General features: G+C 72.1%; 16 protein-coding genes. 6 read left to right on the forward strand and 10 right to left on the reverse strand.

The window, feature by feature from the left end; all coding sequences use genetic code 11:
* The first annotated feature begins 4 nt into the window (after nucleotides 1-4).
* The 3 genes from BLS95_RS26540 to BLS95_RS26550 all read left to right on the forward strand — a co-directional run bounded on the left by BLS95_RS26540 (nucleotide 5) and on the right by BLS95_RS26550 (nucleotide 2,808).
* Nucleotides 5-649, forward strand: a complete 645-nt coding sequence (locus BLS95_RS26540; RefSeq protein ID WP_090936722.1) for a biliverdin-producing heme oxygenase — start codon at nucleotides 5-7, stop codon at nucleotides 647-649.
* Nucleotides 650-709: 60 nt separating this feature from the next.
* Nucleotides 710-1,324, forward strand: a complete 615-nt coding sequence (locus tag BLS95_RS26545; protein ID WP_090936725.1) for a TetR/AcrR family transcriptional regulator — start codon at nucleotides 710-712, stop codon at nucleotides 1,322-1,324.
* A 71-nt stretch (nucleotides 1,325-1,395) separates the two neighbouring features.
* Complete coding sequence (locus tag BLS95_RS26550; RefSeq protein ID WP_090936728.1) at nucleotides 1,396-2,808, forward strand: MFS transporter; 1,413 nt, start codon at nucleotides 1,396-1,398, stop codon at nucleotides 2,806-2,808.
* Nucleotides 2,809-2,823: 15 nt separating this feature from the next.
* Here BLS95_RS26550 and BLS95_RS26555 read toward each other — a convergent pair whose 3' ends face one another.
* Entirely contained in the window at nucleotides 2,824-4,053 is a 1,230-nt protein-coding gene (locus BLS95_RS26555; protein ID WP_090936730.1) for a cytochrome P450, read from the reverse strand.
* Between the two features lie 191 nt (nucleotides 4,054-4,244).
* On the opposite strand from BLS95_RS26555, the gene BLS95_RS26560 reads away from it, so the two are divergent.
* The gene (locus BLS95_RS26560; protein WP_090936733.1) at nucleotides 4,245-5,621 is read left to right on the forward strand and encodes an FG-GAP and VCBS repeat-containing protein; all 1,377 of its coding nucleotides are present in this window, start codon (nucleotides 4,245-4,247) and stop codon (nucleotides 5,619-5,621) included.
* 12 nt (nucleotides 5,622-5,633) lie between these two features.
* Here the strand turns inward: BLS95_RS26560 and BLS95_RS26565 are convergent, their stop codons facing one another.
* From BLS95_RS26565 to BLS95_RS26590, 6 genes are read right to left on the reverse strand one after another with little or no spacing between them, the layout of a single operon-like run.
* Complete coding sequence (locus BLS95_RS26565; protein ID WP_245765291.1) at nucleotides 5,634-7,151, reverse strand: sensor histidine kinase; 1,518 nt, start codon at nucleotides 7,149-7,151, stop codon at nucleotides 5,634-5,636.
* A 26-nt stretch (nucleotides 7,152-7,177) separates the two neighbouring features.
* Nucleotides 7,178-7,870 (reverse strand): response regulator transcription factor, encoded by a 693-nt coding sequence (locus BLS95_RS26570; protein ID WP_090936736.1) that lies wholly within the window; start codon nucleotides 7,868-7,870, stop codon nucleotides 7,178-7,180.
* Nucleotides 7,867-8,430 (reverse strand): hypothetical protein, encoded by a 564-nt coding sequence (locus BLS95_RS26575; RefSeq protein ID WP_090936739.1) that lies wholly within the window; start codon nucleotides 8,428-8,430, stop codon nucleotides 7,867-7,869. Before BLS95_RS26575 ends, BLS95_RS26570 begins: the two co-directional genes overlap by 4 nt.
* Nucleotides 8,431-8,456: 26 nt before the next feature.
* A complete protein-coding gene (locus tag BLS95_RS26580) occupies nucleotides 8,457-9,713 on the reverse strand; it encodes an ABC transporter permease (RefSeq protein WP_090936742.1) in 1,257 nt (418 codons plus the stop codon).
* Entirely contained in the window at nucleotides 9,710-10,447 is a 738-nt protein-coding gene (locus BLS95_RS26585) for an ABC transporter ATP-binding protein (protein ID WP_090936745.1), read from the reverse strand. The genes BLS95_RS26580 and BLS95_RS26585 overlap by 4 nt, the downstream gene beginning before the upstream one ends.
* On the reverse strand, nucleotides 10,444-11,562 hold the full coding sequence (locus BLS95_RS26590; RefSeq protein WP_090936748.1) for an efflux RND transporter periplasmic adaptor subunit: 1,119 nt from the start codon (nucleotides 11,560-11,562) through the stop codon (nucleotides 10,444-10,446). The genes BLS95_RS26585 and BLS95_RS26590 overlap by 4 nt, the downstream gene beginning before the upstream one ends.
* Nucleotides 11,563-11,738: 176 nt before the next feature.
* Here BLS95_RS26590 and BLS95_RS59125 point away from each other — a divergent pair, with 176 nt between their 5' ends.
* Complete coding sequence (locus BLS95_RS59125; RefSeq protein WP_090936751.1) at nucleotides 11,739-13,508, forward strand: efflux RND transporter periplasmic adaptor subunit; 1,770 nt, start codon at nucleotides 11,739-11,741, stop codon at nucleotides 13,506-13,508.
* 68 nt (nucleotides 13,509-13,576) lie between these two features.
* Here BLS95_RS59125 and BLS95_RS26600 read toward each other — a convergent pair whose 3' ends face one another.
* Together BLS95_RS26600 and BLS95_RS26605 are read right to left on the reverse strand one after the other, a co-directional pair.
* Complete coding sequence (locus tag BLS95_RS26600) at nucleotides 13,577-15,124, reverse strand: alkaline phosphatase D family protein (protein WP_090936754.1); 1,548 nt, start codon at nucleotides 15,122-15,124, stop codon at nucleotides 13,577-13,579.
* Between the two features lie 180 nt (nucleotides 15,125-15,304).
* Nucleotides 15,305-15,901 carry an HAD family hydrolase gene (locus BLS95_RS26605; RefSeq protein WP_090936756.1) on the reverse strand — a complete coding sequence of 199 codons (597 nt, stop codon included), beginning with the start codon at nucleotides 15,899-15,901 and terminating at the stop codon, nucleotides 15,305-15,307.
* A 226-nt stretch (nucleotides 15,902-16,127) separates the two neighbouring features.
* On the opposite strand from BLS95_RS26605, the gene BLS95_RS26615 reads away from it, so the two are divergent.
* Nucleotides 16,128-16,403 (forward strand): helix-turn-helix domain-containing protein, encoded by a 276-nt coding sequence (locus BLS95_RS26615; RefSeq protein WP_090936761.1) that lies wholly within the window; start codon nucleotides 16,128-16,130, stop codon nucleotides 16,401-16,403.
* Nucleotides 16,404-16,419: 16 nt separating this feature from the next.
* Here BLS95_RS26615 and BLS95_RS26620 read toward each other — a convergent pair whose 3' ends face one another.
* Nucleotides 16,420-17,211 carry a hypothetical protein gene (locus BLS95_RS26620; protein ID WP_090936764.1) on the reverse strand — a complete coding sequence of 264 codons (792 nt, stop codon included), beginning with the start codon at nucleotides 17,209-17,211 and terminating at the stop codon, nucleotides 16,420-16,422.
* Nucleotides 17,212-17,342 lie beyond the last annotated feature (131 nt).

The raw sequence follows: 17,342 nt of genomic DNA on the forward strand, positions 1-17,342 counted from the left end.
AGCCGTGACCACGCCGTTCTCCGAGACCTTGCGCAACGCCACCTGGGCCGACCACGAGTCGGCCGAATCCGGGGGCTACCTCGCGGAGCTGATGGGCGGGCGGCTGAGCGAGCACGAATACGGCGAGATGGTCGCCCAGCACTACTTCGCGTACACCGCCCTCGACGGGGTGTCGCGGGAGCTGGCCGGCCACCCGGTGGCGGGCCGGTTCGTCTTCCCCGAGCTCTATCGCGAGCGGGCGCTGGAGCGGGACCTCGTCACGATCTACGGGCCGGACTGGCGCGCCCGGGTCACGCCGTCCAAGTCCACCCGCACCCTCGTCGCCCGCATCCACCAGGTCGCCGACTGGCCGGGCGGCTTCATCGCCCACCACTACACCCGCTACCTGGGCGACCTGTCGGGCGGGCAGTTCATCCGGATGGAGCTGCAGAAGATCTACGGCTACCGCGAGGGCGGCGGCGTCGACTTCTACATCTTCGACGAGCTGGGCAGCCTGCCCCGGTTCAAGAGTGACTACCGGGCCCGGCTGGACGAGCTGGAGCTGGACGAGCGCGAGCGGCAGCGGATCATCGGCGAGGTCAGGCTCGCCTACCAGCTCAACACGGAGGTCCTGACCGACCTCCACCGCACCGTCAGGACCGCCGCCTGACCTTTTTCGCCCGTGGGCTCGGCAGGCCGGGTGATCTTCCGTCCGGCCTACCATGGGCATATGCCCCGCATCTCGGCCGCCACGATCGGCGAGCACCGCGCCCAGACGCGCGACCGGATCCTGCAGGCCGTCTCCCGGCTGTCCAGGGTGCAGGGCATCGACGCCATCTCCATGACGGACGTGGCCCACGAGGCCGGCATCACCAGGACCGTGCTCTACAACTACTTCCCGGACAAGACCGCCCTGCTGCTGGCGTTCACCGAGCGGGTGACCCGCTACTTCATCGACAGCTACGAGCGGGACCTGCCCGAGGACGCCTCTCCGGCCGACCGGCTGCGGGCGTTCGTACGGCTGCAGCTCGCGGGGCTGGTGGCCCACCCGCACCCGGGGGCCGCCGACCTGAGCGCCGCCCTGGGCCCGGACGCCTACCAGCGGCTGGCCGAGCACGTCGCGCCCATGCAGGCGATCCTGGTCCAGATCCTGGAGAGCGGGGCCGCCGCCGGGGACTTCCGCATGCCGGACGTGGCGGCGACGGCCCGGATGGTGCTCGCGGTCATCGGCGCCGAGCGGGTGCCGCTGATCAGCGGCGAGGTCACGGTGGAGGCGGCCGGGGAGCTGGTGTCGGAGTTCGTGCTGCGAGCGCTCGAGGCGGGGCAGGGTAACCGAACAGCGTAGCGCCACCGTCGTGGCCGCCGGTGGCCAGGTCCGGGCGATCGGGCGGCAAAGGGCGGTGACAGGATTGAACCATGACATCCGGCCCAGAAGAGCCCCCCGCCGACGGCCACGTCAGGCTCAAGTCAGCCCGCGGGCGGTGGATCCTCGGAGCGACCGTGCTCGGCTCCGGGCTGGCCCTGCTCGACAGCACGGTGGTGAACGTCGCCCTGCCCTTTCTGGGCAAGGAGCTCGACGCCGGCATGGACGGGCTGCAGTGGACGATCAACGCCTACACGCTCACCCTCGCCGGGCTGATCCTGCTCGGCGGTTCCCTCGGTGACCGGTACGGCCGGCGCAAGATCTTCCTCATCGGCACGGTCTGGTTCGCCGTGGCCTCCGCGCTGTGCGGGCTGTCGCCGAACATCGAGTTCCTGATCACGGCCCGGGCGCTGCAGGGCATCGGCGGGGCGCTGCTCACGCCGGGCTCGCTGGCGATCATCCAGGCCTCGTTCGTCCGGCACGACCGCCCGCGTGCCGTCGGGGTGTGGTCCGGGCTCGGCGGGGTGGCCAGCGCCATCGGGCCGTTGCTCGGCGGCTGGCTGGTGCAGACCGCCGGGTGGCGGTGGGCGTTCCTGATCAACCTGCCGTTCGCGCTGCTCATCGTGTTCGTCGCTCTCCGGCACGTGCCGGAGAGCAAGGACGAGCTGGCCGCGGGGCGCTTCGACGTGCTCGGCTCGGTGCTGGCGGCGCTCGCCCTGGCCGGCATCACCTACGGGCTGGTCCAGAAGGGGGCGCCGCTGCCGCTGGTGGCGGGGGTGCTGCTGGGCGCGGCCTTCGTGGCGACCCAGATCCGCCGCTCGCCGGACTCGCTGGTGCCCGTGTCGATCTTCCGCAACCACGTCTTCACGGCCGTGAACGTGGTGACGCTGATCATGTACGCGGCCATGGGCGTGGTGTTCTTCCTGCTCGTCATCCAGCTCCAGGTCGTGTCGCACTTCTCCCCCATCGCGGCCGGGCTGGCCATGCTGCCCACGACGATCCTGATGCTGCTGCTGTCGGCCAGGGCCGGGGAGGTGGCCAAGCGCTTCGGGCCCCGCTGGCCGATGACGTGCGGGATCCTGCTGGCGGGCGTCGGGTTCCTCTGGATGAGCACGATCGGCCCCGGGGCCTCCTATCCGTTCCAGGTGCTGCCCGCGGTGTCCGTCTTCGGCCTGGGGCTGTCGGCGGCCGTCGCGCCGCTGACCGCGACCGTGCTGGCCAGCGCCGACGAGCGGTACGCGGGCACGGCCAGCGGTGTCAACAACGCGGTGGCCCGTACCGGCAGCCTGCTCGCGGTGGCCGCCGTGCCGCCGCTGGTGGGACTGGTCGGCGACGCGTTCGAGCAGCCGCCGGTCTTCGACGCCGGGTTCAAACTGGCGATGCTGATCAGCGCCGGGATGATGGTGGTGTCGGCGCTGATCACGTTCTTCACCATCAGGACGAACGTGCTCGCCACCGAGGACTAAGAAGCGCCCCGGGGACTAGAAGGTGAACGCCTGGCTGCGCACGCTGTTGTCGAAGTTGGACAGCAGCAGCTCGGGCTCCCCGACCGAGCGGATGTCCGGGAGCCTGGTCAGCAGCTCGCGGAACATCGTACGCATCTCCTGGCGAGCCAGGTTGGCGCCGAGGCAGAAGTGCGGCCCAGGACCGCCGAAGCCGACGTGCGGCTTGGTGTCGCGGGTGATGTCGAACGTGTCCGCGTCGTCGAACACCGACTCGTCCCGGTTGGCCGAGCCGTAGAACAGCACCACCTTGTCGCCCCGCTTCAGCTCCAGGCCGCGCAGCGAGCAGTCCTCGGTCACCGTGCGGCGGAACTGCATGATGGGCGAGACGTAGCGGACCATCTCCTCGATCGCGCCGTTGATGTGCTTGTCGAAGTCGCTCATCAGCAGCTCGCGCTGGGCCGGGTGGTCGGTGAGCAGCTTGATCCCGTGGGCCATCGTGTTGCGGGCCGTCTCGTTGCCCGCAACCAGCAGCAGCGCGAAGAACGAGCCCAGCTCCTTGTCGGTGAGCTTCTCCCCGTCCGGGTTGGCGTTGACCAGCAGGGAGAGCAGGTCGCCCTTGGGCTGGGCGACGCGTTCGTGGCCGAGCTTGATGACCATGCGCTGCAGGGCGAGCAGCGCCAGCATGTTCTGGCCGGCCAGCTGCACGCTGCGGGCCAGGCTGGGCCGCACCCCGGTGTAGGCGGTGGAGATGTCGACGTGCTGGTGGACCTTGGCCCGCAGCTCCCGCGGGATGTCGAGCATGTCGCAGATGACGTGGATGGGCAGCCGGGCGGCCACCTGCTCGACGAAGTCGCCGGGGCCGTCCTTGATCACGTCGTCCACGATGCGGGCGCAGGCGGCCTCGATGTCGTCCTGCAGCCCGGCCAGCATGCGCGGGCTGAAGGAGCGGGTGACGATGCGGCGCAGCCGGGCGTGGCGCGGGTCGTCCATGTTGACCATCGACTCGCCGAACACCTGCTTCACCCAGCCCGGCGGCTCCGGGTTGGTCACGGCGGGCTCGCTGGAGAAGAGCTTGGCGTTGCGGCTGGCCTCGACCACGTCGGCGTGCCGCACGAGGGCGTAGAAGCCCTTGCCCGAGCGCAGGAACGGCACCTTCTTCTCCGGGAAGAACACCGGCTGCTCCTGCTGCCGGAGCCAGGCGAACGCCTCATTCCGCTCTTTGGGCGGTTTGCGCCAGAAGTTGAGATCCGCGAGGTCGATGTTCACGCGACTATCCTGGCACGTTCCCGAGGCCCGGGGACAACCCGGAACCCCGGCCGGCACGGGCCTTTCGCAACAAACGATCATATCTCGCGCAAGTGGGCGCTCCCCGGGGAGGATGAGTGTGCATCCTGCCCTCCTGACCCGTTCCCGCGCTGTTCAGACCCGGTTCCAGCAGGCTGGACATTACTTCCGGTATGAAGGTTCTCCTGGCCGCCTGCCTGCTTCTTCCCCTCGCTTCCGGTACGTCCTCCGCCGCGGCGTCATCGTGCGCCGGGCACCCCTCCGACTTCGACGGCGACGGCCGGCCCGACCTGGCCGTGGCAGCCCCCTACGACGCCTCCAGGGCCGGCTCCGTGACCGTGATGTACGGGTCCGGCAAGCAGGTCAAGCTCACCCAGGACGGCGCGGAGCCCGGCGACTCGTTCGGCTCGGCGCTGGCCGTGGGCGACTTCAACGGCGACCGCTGCGCCGACCTGGCCGTGGGCGTGTCGGAGGAGTTCATCGGCCGGCGGGTGCCCGGCGCGGACGGCAACGGGGTCGTCCAGATCTTCGACGGGTCCGCCACGGGGCTGGTCAAGGGCAGGGAGCTGAGGCCGGCCAAGCCGTCGAGCGACCGGTTCGGGGCCGCGCTGGCCGCCGGGGACCTCGACGGGGACGACACCGACGAGCTGGTCGTGGGAGCGCCCAGCCAGCGCTCCGGCGGGGCGGTGACGGTCTACGGGATGAGGGGCCGCAAGCCGTACCAGATCACGCAGAAGACGGCGTGGGTGCGGCAGGCGGCGAGCATGACCGACCAGTGGGGCGCGGCGCTGGCCACCGGTGACTTCGACGGCGACGGGCGGGACGAGCTGGCCGTCGGCGCGCCCGCGGACAGCGTCAAGCTGGACGGGCAGGGCTCGGTCACGGTGATCGACGTGCGCGGGCAGCGGGCTCGGCAGTACACGCAGAGCACCCCGGGCATCGCGGGCGCCTCGGAGAAGTGGGACTCGTTCGGGGCGGCCCTGGCCACCGGCGACTTCAACGGCGACGGGCGGGCCGACCTGGCCATCGGCGTGCCCGGCGAGGGGCTCAGCGAGAACCAGCGGGCCATGGACTACGGCGACGGGACCGTGGACGTGCTCTACGGCGGCCGCGGCGGCCTGAGCACCTCCGGCAGCGAGGCCTGGTCGCAGAACACGCTGGAGGGCATCGCGCGCTACTACGACCGGTTCGGGGCGTCGCTGGCGGCCGGGGACCTCAACGGCGACGGCAGGGACGAGCTGGCCGTGGGCGTGCCCGGCGAGAAGGCGGTCCAGGTGCTGGCGGGACGCTCCTCCGGCGGCCTCACCCGCGAGGGGAACCTGCTGGTCAAGGGCGAAGGCCGGGACTTCGGCGCCGCGGTGGCCATGCTCCCGGGCTGGGAGCGGTACAAGCCGCTGGAGGAGCGGCGGCCGCTGTACGGGCTCGTCGTCTCCGCGCCCGACCAGGGGCTGGTCATGTACGCGCCCGGCTCGCGTACGAAGGGGCTGAAGCTGGGCAAGGTACGGCAGCTCAGCAAGGGCACCGGCCTGTACGGCTACACCTTCGGCTGAAAACCGGGCACCTCAGAGCGGCAGGATCACCCGGAACAGGGCGCCCTTGCCCGGTTCGCTCTCCGCCACGATGACCCCGCCGTGCGCCTCCACCAGCGTCGCCGCGATCGACAACCCCAGCCCGGAGCCGCCCGCGCTGCGCGCCGGATCGGCCCGGTAGAACCGCTCGAACACCCGCTCGGCCACCTCCTGCGGGAACCCGGGCCCCTCGTCGGCCACCTCCACCACGGCCTGCTCCCCGTCGGTCCCGACCCGCACCTGGAAGGGCGTGCCCGCCGGGGTGTGGATGAGGACGTTCGTGACGAGGTTGTTGAGCACCTGGCCGAGCCGGGTCTCGTCGCCCGTCGTCACCACGTCCCCCTCGCCGCCGAACAGCCGTACCAGCTCGATCCGCCGCTCGGGCGCCAGCGTCTGGGCGTCGATCACGGCGGTGGCGGCCAGGCTGAGCAGGTCCACGGGCCGCCGGGCCAGCTCGCGCCGCTGGTCCAGCCTGGCCAGCAGCAGCATGTCCTCCACCAGCAGCCCCATCCGCGCCGCCTGCCCCTCGATGCGGCTCAGCAGCCGCACGGCCTCGGCCAGGTCCTTGTCCTCCCCCAGCCGGTACAGCTCGGCGAACCCCCTGATCGACGTCAGCGGCGTGCGCAGCTCGTGCGAGGCGTCGGCCATGAACCGGCGCATCAGCTCCTCGGAGCGCCTGGCGGCGGTGGCGGACGCGCGGGCGGACTCGGCCGCCGACTCCCGCTCGCGCGCGGCGGCCTCGATCTTGACGAGCATGGTGTTGAAGGCGCGGCCGAGCTTGCCGACCTCGGTGGTCGACGCCCACAGGGGCACGCGGCGGGACAGGTCGCCGCCGGCGATCTCCTTGGCCGTACGGGCGATCTGGCCGAGCGGGCGCAGGCTCCGGCGCACCACCCAGTAGCAGCCGAACCCGAGCACGATCAGCGTGCCGCCACCGCCGACCGCCACGATGAGCGCGAGCTGCGAGACCGTGGCCTCGGCGTCGGCCAGGCTGATGGCGATCACCCGGCTCTGGCCGTCGCGTACCGGCACGGCGACCACCCGCCAGTCGGGGCCGCCCTCCACCCGCGACGGAACGGTGAACGGCCGGCCGCGCAGCCGCTGCACGTCGGTGCCGGTCAGCTTGGGCAGGTCGGGGGTGTGGTCCTCGGTGGACTCGCTGATCGTCCTGACCGTGGCGCCGTTCGCGTCCAGGACCACCGCGTGGAACAGCCCGTAGAACCGTTGCGTCCGGCCGGCGGGCCGCGGCGGCTCGGGCGGCGGATCAGGGGGTCCCTCCCGGAACGGGCGGGTGGCGGCGGAAAGCTGCTGGTCCACCCGCTCGACGAGATAGCCGCGCAGCAACCGCACGGCGAACAGCCCGGTCAGCGTGATGGCCAGGGTGACCAGCAGCAGGGTCGCCGACACCAGCCGCAGCCACAGCGGGGCCCGCGCGAGGTGCTTGCGCAGCGCCGCGCCCTTCCGCAGCGCCCTGTCCTTCCAGGCCGCGACCCGCCTTCTCGGGGTGCTCATCTCCGGTGCCTTCACCAGCGGGCGTCTCAGATGCGCGGCGGGCGCAGGATGTAGCCGACGCCGCGCAGCGTGTGCAGGTATTTGATCTCGCCGGTGTCCACCTTGCGCCGCAGGTAGGACACGTACGACTCCACCAGGCCGACGTCGGTGCGCCAGTCGCCGTTCCAGACGTGGTCGAGGATCTGCGTCTTCGACAGCACCCGGCCCACGTTGAGCATGAAGTAGCGCAGCAGCCTGAACTCCGTCGGCGACAGCCGTACCGGGACGCCGTCCCGGTAGACCTCGCAGTTGTCCTCGTCCAGCTCCAGATCGGCGACCCGGAGCCGGTTGGGCGCCGGCGCGCCGCGCCGCGTCCTGCGCAGCACCGCGCGGATCCTGGCGATGACCTCCTCCAGGCTGAACGGCTTGGTCACGTAGTCCTCGCCCAGCCTCAACCCGGCGATCCGGTCCTCCGGCGTGTCCTTGGCGGTCACGAACAGCACCGGGACCCGCCGGCCGCGCGAGCGCAGCCGGCCCGCGACCGCCAGGCCGTCGAGGTCGGGCAGCATCACGTCGAGCATCACCAGGTCGGGCGCGCTCTCCTCGGCCACCCGCAGCGCCTCCATGCCGTCGGCCGCGGTCAGCACCTCGAACCCGGCCATCCGCAGGCTGGCCGAGAACAGCTCCCTGATGTTGGGCTCGTCGTCGACCACCAGCAGCCTGGCCTCGGGTTCGCTCATCGCCGGCCTCCTTGCCCTCCCTGGTTGATCGACACCGCCGTCACGGAGCCGTCCTCGCCCTGCCGGCCCCGCACCACGACCGTGGCACCTGTCTTGAGATCGGCCACCTTACCCGCCTGGCTGACCGTGACCGCTGTCTGGGCGTCGGTGAGCACCATGACGGTGGTGCCGTCCGCCGTCTTGACGTACACCTTGCCGCCCTCGACCTTCTCCACGGTGCCCAGGGTGCCCCCGCCGGCGGCGCCCATCCGCTGGCCGCCGCCGCGCTGGGCGCCGAAGCCGGGCTGCCCGCCCTGGGCGCCATCGGGCTGCCCGCCCTGGCCGACGCCGCCCTCCCGGCCGCCGAAGCCGCCCATCGGCCCGCCGCCCCGCTGCTGGGCCGCGGCCGGCACGTCCCGGCCGCCGGCGGCCTTGCCCGCCTGGATGCCGATGAGAATGCCGGCCACCAGCACGACCCCGGCGGCCAGCGTCAGCGTCAGCTTGGACATGCCCGCGCGCGGCCGGACGGCGAGCTCCTCCCGCAGGTCGTCGGGGTAGGGCGAGGAGTCGAGCTGGGCCATGTCATTCTCCTTACTCATGGCACGAGCTATTCATGGCGGAGGGCCTGGATCGGCCTGAGCTTGGCCGCCCTGTTGGCGGGATAACTGCCGAAGAACAGCCCGATCCCCACCGAGACGCCCAGCGCCAGCGCGACCGACGACGGCACGAGGACCGGCTGGATGCCGGCGAAGGAGAACCTGGTCCCCAGGAACGCCAGCAGCACGCCCGCCAGCCCCCCGATCAGGCTCAGCAACGTGGCCTCCACCAGGAACTGCCCCAGGATCGCGCTCCTGGGCGCGCCGATGGCCTTGCGGATGCCGATCTCGCGCGTGCGCTCCGTGACCGTGACCAGCATGATGTTCGTGATGCCGATGCCGCCGACCAGCAGCGAGATGCCGGCGACCGCGGCGAGCAGCGCCGTCAGGATGCCGGTCGCCTGGCTGACCGTCTCCTGCAGCGTGGCCTGGTTGAGCACCCGGTAGTCGGCGTTCTCGTCCGTGGTGCCGTGCCGCTGGTTGAGGATGGCCGTGACCTCCGACTGCGCCGCCGTGGTGGTCTCCGCCCCCGTCGCCTGCACGACGATCGAGCCGAGCGGCCCGAACCCGCTCAGGCTCTGCTGCACCGCCGGCAGCGGCGCGATGGCCACGTCGTCGGCGTCCTGCGTGCCGGCCGAGCCGCTCTCCTTCAGCACGCCGACCACCGTGAACGGCACCCCGGACACGCTGACCTGCTTGCCGATCGGATCGACGGTCCCGAACAGCTCCTCCACCACGGTCTGGCCCAGCACCACGACCTTCCTGGCGGCCAGCACGTCGTCGTTGAAGAAGTAGGTGCCCTTGGCCACGGGCTTGTTGACGGCCTCGAAATAGCTGGGATACGTGCCGACGAACTGCCCGACGGCGTGGCTGGCGGCCCCGTACGCGGCCGTCTGGGAGGCGGCGGTCACGACCGGCGAGACGGACTTGACGCTGGGCGCGAGGGTCCTGTCGGTCAGCGCCTTGGCGTCGGCCAGGCTGAGGTCCCTGGCCTGCGTGCGCGGGCCGGTGTTGCCGCCGCCGCCCTGCCCGCGCATCCCGCCGCCCCCGCCCCCTCCGCCGCCCGAGAACGACGGCGAGATGGTGATGGTGTTGGCGCCCAGGCGCTGGATGTTCTGCTGGATGCTCTGCGAGGCGCCCTCGCCGACGGCGACCAGCATGATGACTGCGCCGACGCCGATGAGGATGCCCAGCGTGGTCAGCGAGCTGCGCAGCTTGTTGGCCAGCAGGCCGCGCAGCGCGAAGCGGAGGATCTCGAAGGGGTTCATCCGGCCGCCTCCAGCAGCCGCGGCGGCGGGCCGTCCACCGGCGCCTGCCGGCGGTCCTCCACGACCTCGCCGTCCACCAGCCTGATCACCCGTTTGGCGTGCGAGGCCACGTCGTCCTCGTGGGTGATGAGCACGATCGTGCGGCCTTCCTCGCTGAGCCGGTCCAGGATCCGCAGGACGTCGCCGGTGGAGGCGGTGTCGAGGTTGCCGGTCGGCTCATCGGCCAGCAGCAGCGCGGGCGCGGTGACCAGCGCCCTGGCCACGGCCACGCGCTGCTGCTGGCCGCCGGAGAGCTGGTTCGGCTCGTGGTGCACCCGGTCGGTCAGCCCGACCTGGTCCAGCGCGGCCAGGGCGCGGGCGCGCCGCTCGGCCTGGCCGACGCCGCCGTACACGAGCGGCAGCTCCACGTTGGCCAGCGCGCTCATGCGGGGGATCAGGTTGAACGACTGGAACACGAATCCGACCCTGCGGTTGCGCAGGATGGCGAGCTGGCGCTCGTCCAGCAGGCCCACGTCGGCGCCGTCGATCAGGTACGTGCCGGAGGTGGGGATGTCGAGGCAGCCCAGGATGTTCATGAGCGTGGACTTGCCGGAGCCGGAGGCGCCCATGATGGCGACGTAGTCGCCGCGGTGGACGTCCAGGCTGACGCCGCGCAGGGCGCGTACCCTGGCGTCGCCCTCGCCGTACTCCTTGACGAGGTCGCGTACGCGCAGGACGGGCACGGAATCCGTCATGGGGTGACCACCCGCCTGGCGCCGCCGCCGCCACCGCCGCCAGGGAAGCCCCCGCCGCCGCCGGGGAAGCGCAGGTTGCCGCCGCCCGTCCCGCCGGTGGAGGTGGGCGGCACGATCTGGTCGCCCTCGGACACGCCCGACTTGATCTCGGTCAGCGTGGTGCTCCGCAGGCCGACCTGTACCGGGGTGGTGACCTGGCGGCCGTTCACGAGCAGGGTGACCGTGGTCCGGCCGCCGCTGGTGGAGACGGCGGTGGAGGGCACCGTGATCACGTCGTCGGCCCGGCCGGTCTCGACTTCGACCGTGGCCGTCTGGCCCAGCCGTACCTGGCTGGGGACCTTCGTGAAGGTGACCGTGACCGGATATTGCACGACGTTGTTGCTGGTGGCGGCGACCGGCTCGATCTGGGTGACCTTGCCGGTGGCGGTCACCCCCGGCAGGGCGTCGAACGTGATCGTGGCCTGCTGGCCCTGCTTGAGCTTGCTCACGTCCGACTCGGTGAAGGTGCCGACGAGCTGCAGCCTGCCGGTGTCCGCGATCTCCACGAACCCGCCGGATCCGGCCTTCTGCGCGCCACCGGCGCCTCCGCCGCCCGCGGCGTTGCCGGTGCTGCCGCTGGAGGAGTCGCCTCCGCCGGAGCTGGCGCCGCCCACGGAGCCGTTGACCGCGGTGACCGTGCCCTTGAAGGGGGCCTTCAGCACGGTGGCGGCGACCGTTCGCTGGGCCTCGCGGTAGGCGTTGCGCGCCTTGATGTAGGCGGCGTTGAGCTGGGCCGTGTCGGTGCCGTCGTCCACGGCGCCGTCGTAGGTGGCCTTGGCCGCCGACAGGTTCTCCTGGGCGGCGTCGTCGTCCAGCCGGGCCAGGAGGTCGCCCGCGGCCACCTTGTCGCCCGGCTTGACGTAGATCTTCTCGACCGTCCCGGTCGTGCCGAACGACAGCGCCCTGGACTTCGCGCTCTCGACCGCGCCCGAGGCGGAGACCGAGGCGGTCACGGAGCCGCGGGTGGCGACCACCGTACGCACGTTCGACTGGCCCGCGGCCCGGCCCGTGCCGAGCTGGGCGTAGGCGAGCACGGCACCGCCCAGCAGGAGCACGGCCAGCACTCCGTTGGTCATCAGCGCTCTGCGCCTTCTCGACACCTTCACAGCCGGTGACCCTTGCACACAATGCTGCGCCGCAGCCGCGAGCAAGCTGAACGTTCGCTGACAACCCGGCGGTCGCGACGGACCCACAGGTAACTCTGAGGCGGCTCGCAGCCTGGCGCGAACCTGCTGCGCCAGGATGGGCGCCCATGAGACCGACTTTCGCGCTGGGCGGGCTCGCCCTGGCGGTGCTGGTCGCCGGGTCCGGCCTGGCGCTGGCGCTGCGCGACGACGCCCCGCCCGCCGTCCAGGTACGGCTCGCCGCCGCCCAGCGCGGCCAGGTCACGTCCTCGGTCAGCGCCGCGGGCAACACCGTGGACGGATCGCGCCGGGACCTGGCGTTCGGGTCCTCGGGGGTGTTGACCAAGGTCTACGTCAAGGCCGGGACCAAGGTGAAGAAGGGGCAGGTACTGGCCCGGATCGACAGCCGGAAGGCGAAGGAGGCGTACGAGGCGGCCAAGGCCGACCTGACGGCCGCCCAGGAGGCCCTCGACCAGGCCCAGGACGCCTCGAACAGCACTCCCGCGCCCTGCCCGACGACCGGCCCAGCGACCGGCGCCACGACCGGCACCGCGCCCGGTGCCGCGACCGGTGCCGCCGCGTCGACCGGCTCCCCCACCGGCAGCGGCCCATCCTCTGGCGGCGCGGCGAGCGTCGTCCCGGCCGGCAGCGGGGCGCAGGCCGGCGGTGCGGTGGTCGTCATCCCCGTCGGCAGAGGCGCGGAAGGCCGTCCGGCCGGTGGCGTCTTCGGGCCGGCGGAGCGTGCCTCCGCGAGCCCGAGTACGCGGCCGGAGCACCACCGGGGCTCTCCTGCGGGCGGGCACCCGACCCCCCGGCCCACTCCCACACCGACCCCGACCCCGACGCCTACCGAGGAGCCCACCGGCGGGCCGACCGACGAGCCCCCGGGGCACGAGCCCAAGCCCACGGTGACGGTCACCGTGACGGCCACCGTCACCACGACGGTCACCGCCACCCCCACCAGCCCGCCCGGCGGCGGCACCGGACAGCCGGGAGGTCACCCACCCGCGACCGGAGGCCCCACGGGCGGACCCACGAGCGGCCCCACCGGCGGAAACCCGTCCCCCACGGCCTCACCCACCGGCAAGCCGTCCGCCGGCGGCAAGCCCTCCACCGGCGCGAAACCGACCGCCGGCGGCAGGCCGTCCGGAGGCGGTCCCTCGGCCCGGCCCGGCAACCGGGGAACGGGCGGCGCGCGACCGGCGGGTTCCTGCGGCCAGGGCGCGGGCACGGCGGGCAGGGGCGGGCTCAGCGAGGACCAGGCCACCGCGAACGTGGACCGCGCGGAGGGGGCACTCGAAGAAGCGGCGGACGGCGTACGGGCGACCCGCATCGTGGCCCCGGCGGCGGGAACCGTGCTGTCGGTGGCGGGCGGCGTCGGCGACACGGCCGGCACCGGCACCTTCGTCAGCCTCGGCGACCTGAACGAGCTCCAGGTCCAGGCCATGGTCACCGAGTCCGATGTGAACCGGCTCAAGCTCGGGCAGAGCGCCCAGGTCACCCTGGCCACCCGACCCGGCGAGCGCTACTCGGGCACGGTGACCGCGATCGCGCCGACCGCGACGGTGGACGGCCGGCTCGTCCGCTACTCGGTCACCCTCGCCTTCGACGAAGCCCCGGCCGGGCTCATGCTCGGGCAGACCGCCTCGGTGACCATCACCACCGACGAGGCCGAGGACGCGATCTATGTGCCCGCCGCCGCGGTGCGCAGCAGGTCGGACGGCACGCAGGTGGTCACGGTACGCGCCGGCGGCCACGACTCGTCGAAGGTGGTCAAGACGGGCGTACGCGGTGACCAGTACGTCGAGGTCACCTCCGGACTGGGCGAGCACGACCAGGTGGTCATGTCGGGCGGCACCTCGGGCGAGTTCCCCGACGGGACCTGGCCGGGCGCCTGAACCCGGACGAACCCCCAGGAGCCGGCCCGCGGCGTTGAGCGAACTCTCAGCAAGCTCCCAGCCGGCGTTCAGCCGGCCTGGGGAGCTCCCGCCTGCCCGGCCGCGGCGGCGGCCGTGATGGCCGGCAGGTTCAGGTGGTGCGAGGTCCTGGCCTTGGCGCCCTTGCGCGAGATGTAGTCCAGCGTCCGGAAGTCGACGGACAGCTCGTCCCGCGTGAGCCGCGCCATCAGGTACCCGCGCCGCTGGTCGATGTAGGAGAAGTGGGGGTTCTCCTGGAGCGCCTCGGCGATCCAGGTCCGGTCCCGGTAGCCGTCGCCGTCGCTGGCGATGGACGAGGCCACCAGCTCCGTGGCGACCGCCGGCGAGTCGGGGTCGTCGAAGTCGGCCTTGAGCTCGGCCAGGTGGTGCATGTGCGCGTCGCCCGTCAGCACCACCGGGTTGGCCGTGCGGGCCAGCGAGTCGAGCAGGCGGGTGCGCTCGGCCGCGTACCCGTCCCAGGAGTCCAGGTTGACCTCCCGGCCCGGACCGATCTTGAAGTCGCGCTGGGCCACCATGATCTGCTGCCCGAGCAGGTTCCAGCGGGTGGTGGAGCCGCTCAGCCCCTCCTCCAGCCAGCGCCACTGGTCGGCCCCGAGCAGGGTGCGGTCACTCGACAGCCGGGTGTCGCATCCCGCCCGCACCCCGTCCAGGCACGCCTGGTCGTCGCGGAACTGCCGGGTGTCGAGCAGGTGGAACCGCGCCAGCGTGCCCCAGGACACCCGCCGGTTCACCCGCAGCACCGCCCCCTGGAGGCTGGCCCGCCGCAGCGGCATGTTCTCGTAGTAGGCCCGGAACGCGTCCGCCCTGCGCCTGGCGAACCCGGGCTCGCCCGTGCTGGAGGTGTGCCCGGCCCAGTTGTTCTCCACTTCGTGGTCGTCGAAGGCCACCAGCCAGGGCGCCACCGCATGCGCGGCCTGCAGGTCGGGGTCGCTCTTGTACTGGGCGTGCCGCAGCCGGTAGTCGGCCAGCGTCCGGCACTTGCCGGGCGTGTGCGTACGTACGCGCCCGGCCAGCGAGGTGTAGCCGCTGGGGGCGTACTCGTACATGTAGTCCCCGAGGAACACCACCAGCTCCGGCTCCTGCTCCGCCAGGCGGCGGTAGGCGGTGTAGTAGCCGTGCTCGTAGTGGGCGCACGCGGCCACCGCGAAGTTGAGCGTGCTCTCCCCCGCGGGCGCCGTCCTGGTGCGGGCGGCCGGTGAGAGGCGGCCCTCGCTCTTGAACCGGTAGAAGTAGTCGCGCCCCGGCTCCAGGCCCTTCAGCTCGACGTGAACGCTGTGCGCGTCGCGCGCCCTGGCGGTGGTGGCGCCGGACCTGACGATCGAGGAGAAGCGCTCGTCGGTGGCGACCTGCCAGTTCACGTCGATGTCACGGGACGGCATGCCGCCGCGGCCGTCGCCGCCGAGCGGGTCGACGGCCAGCCTGGTCCACAGGACGAAGCCGTCGGTCGAGGGGTCGCCGGAGGCCACCCCCAGGGTGAAGGGATCGGATCTGAGGGTTCTCGACGAGGCCGCCGCGGGGACGGACTGCGGGATGAGGAGGCCGGCTGTCGCCGCTGTCAGGAAGGCTCTGCGGTCCACGTCACCAGGTATGTCCCGTCGCGCTGACTCCGCCGTGACAGTGGAGTCAAGCGCGGGTGAACAGCATCGGTCGTCCTGTTCGCGAAGTTTCTCCGGGAGATGACAGAGCCGGTCCGCGCCGTCCTCGCCGTCCTGCTCGACGTACGCGCCGGGCGCGGCCCGGCTGCCCCAGCGGGCGGATCAGCGGGACGCGAGCACTCCCTCCAGTGCCCCGCGCAGCGCGGTGGCGTCGGTGAAGTGCACGCCGGTCATGCCCGCGCGCGCGGCGCCCTCGATGTTCTCCTCACGGTCGTCGATGAAGACGATCTCCGACGGGTCGGCGCCGAGCTCGCCGGCCATCCGGTCGTAGATCTCCCGGTCCGGCTTGACCAGGCCCATCCGGCCGCTGTAGAAGCGGCGGTCGATCGCGGCGATCCACGGCAGCTCGTCGACGCCGTCGCCGATGCAGATCGGCGCGTTGGACAGCAGCGCCACGTTGTGGCCCGCCTCGATCAGCTCGCCGAGCAGCGTGACGGTGCCGGTGTCGGGGTAGGCCCAGCTGGCCACGTCCATGGCGACCAGGCGGGCGATCTCGGCCTGGGTCGCCGGCCGCTCCAGCACCGCCGACCAGTACGCGAACGGCGTCAGGGTGGCCCGGTCGAACTCCAGGCGGTGCTCCCAGTAGCCGCGCTTGAACGCTCCCGGGTCCGCCTCCACCGCCAGGGCCATGGCGTCGGCGTCGGACTCGGACTGGGGCAGGCTCAGGACGCCGCCGTAGTCGAAGACAATCCACGTCATGCAAGGAATGGTCGCAGATGTGGATCGAGTGCCGGGCAACCCAGGTGCTTCTCGGCGGCGTGGAAGTCGATCCGGTCGTCCTTGTCGGGGATGTTCACCCAGCGCCCGACGTTTCGCGGCCGTTGACGGGGCGGGCCCGAAAGGCGGCCGACTTTAGTCTTGCCTAAAGGTTTAGGCAGAGCTAAACTCAAAGCATCAGCAGGAGGACGTCGAGAGCGAGACCGTGATGGCCCTTCGCCGTAGCACCCGTGACGAGGTGGGCGGACTCGCCCAGGAAGTCGTCGACGAGATCACGTGGTACATGCGGGAGCACAAGATCTCCCGCGCCGACCTGGCCACGTCGATGGGCGTGTCGCCCGGCAGGGTGAGCCAGATCCTGTCCGGCGACGAAAACCTGACCCTCCGCACGCTAGGTGCCGTCGTCGAAGCGCTCGGCGCCCGCCTGGACATCACGCTCGGCGACGCGGAAGGCTCCTCCAGCGCCCTGCGGGACCTCCCCTGACCTGACGGACCCGGGGTCATCGGGCGCGCCTGGCCGCTTCGCCGCCGCGCGTGAAGGGCGCCGTCGGCGCCGACGGCGCGAACTTGGCCAGCGAGCGATATCCCGCGCGGTAGGCCGAGCTCAGCAGCCGCAGCAACTCGCTCTCCGCGTCGTGCCTGAGCACGCCGTGCAGCCGGGTCAGGTCGTTCAGATAGCGCTCATACCGGGCCAGCCGGGTGTACCGGGACCCGTTCAGCGCCGTGACGACCTTCGACCGGGGCGCCCCGTCCTCGATCAGCGCCGCCACGTCCAGCCGCCGCTCGATCGCCTCCAGCCGGGCGTGCACCCGCTCCCGCCGGCGCTCCTCGGGCGAGAGGCGCTCGACGATGCGCTCGTAGTAGCGGTTGGCGGCCAGGCTGAGCTCGTAGACGTTCCAGGAGTCGTCCACCCGCTTCTCGCACCAGATCCGCTGGTCCTCGGCCATCGCCTGATCCAGCTTCGCCAGCAGCGACACCAGCCAGAACGTCGCCGCCTCCCGCGCCAGCGACCGCCGCTCCTCCTCCTTGCCCCGCATCTGGCTGAGCCAGAGCCCGCTCGGCGCGATGGCCCCGAGCAGGGTGGACAGGTGCTGGTTCAGCAGCGCCCCGCCCGCCAGCGCGACCCCGGCGGAGACGCACCCGGTCAGTACGGTGATCGCCAGGGCGAGCCGGCGCCCCGCCGGCCCGAACGGCCGCCCCTTCCCCTGGCACCGCAGCAGCAGGAACCCGACCGCCGAGACGATGGCCAGCACCACGGTGAAGCCAACCTGCGCCGCCGAAACAGGCTGCATGGAATTCGCCTCTCCTGTGTGGTGTTCCTTTCATATTCGCAGCGACGGCGTAGCTTGGAAATGCCGTTGCGAACGGCATATGTCACCCATGTACGGTGATATCCGCATCAACGGCGCACATCGTGAACAGG

This window comes from Nonomuraea jiangxiensis (genome assembly GCF_900099965.1).
Lineage (GTDB): Bacteria > Actinomycetota > Actinomycetes > Streptosporangiales > Streptosporangiaceae > Nonomuraea > Nonomuraea jiangxiensis.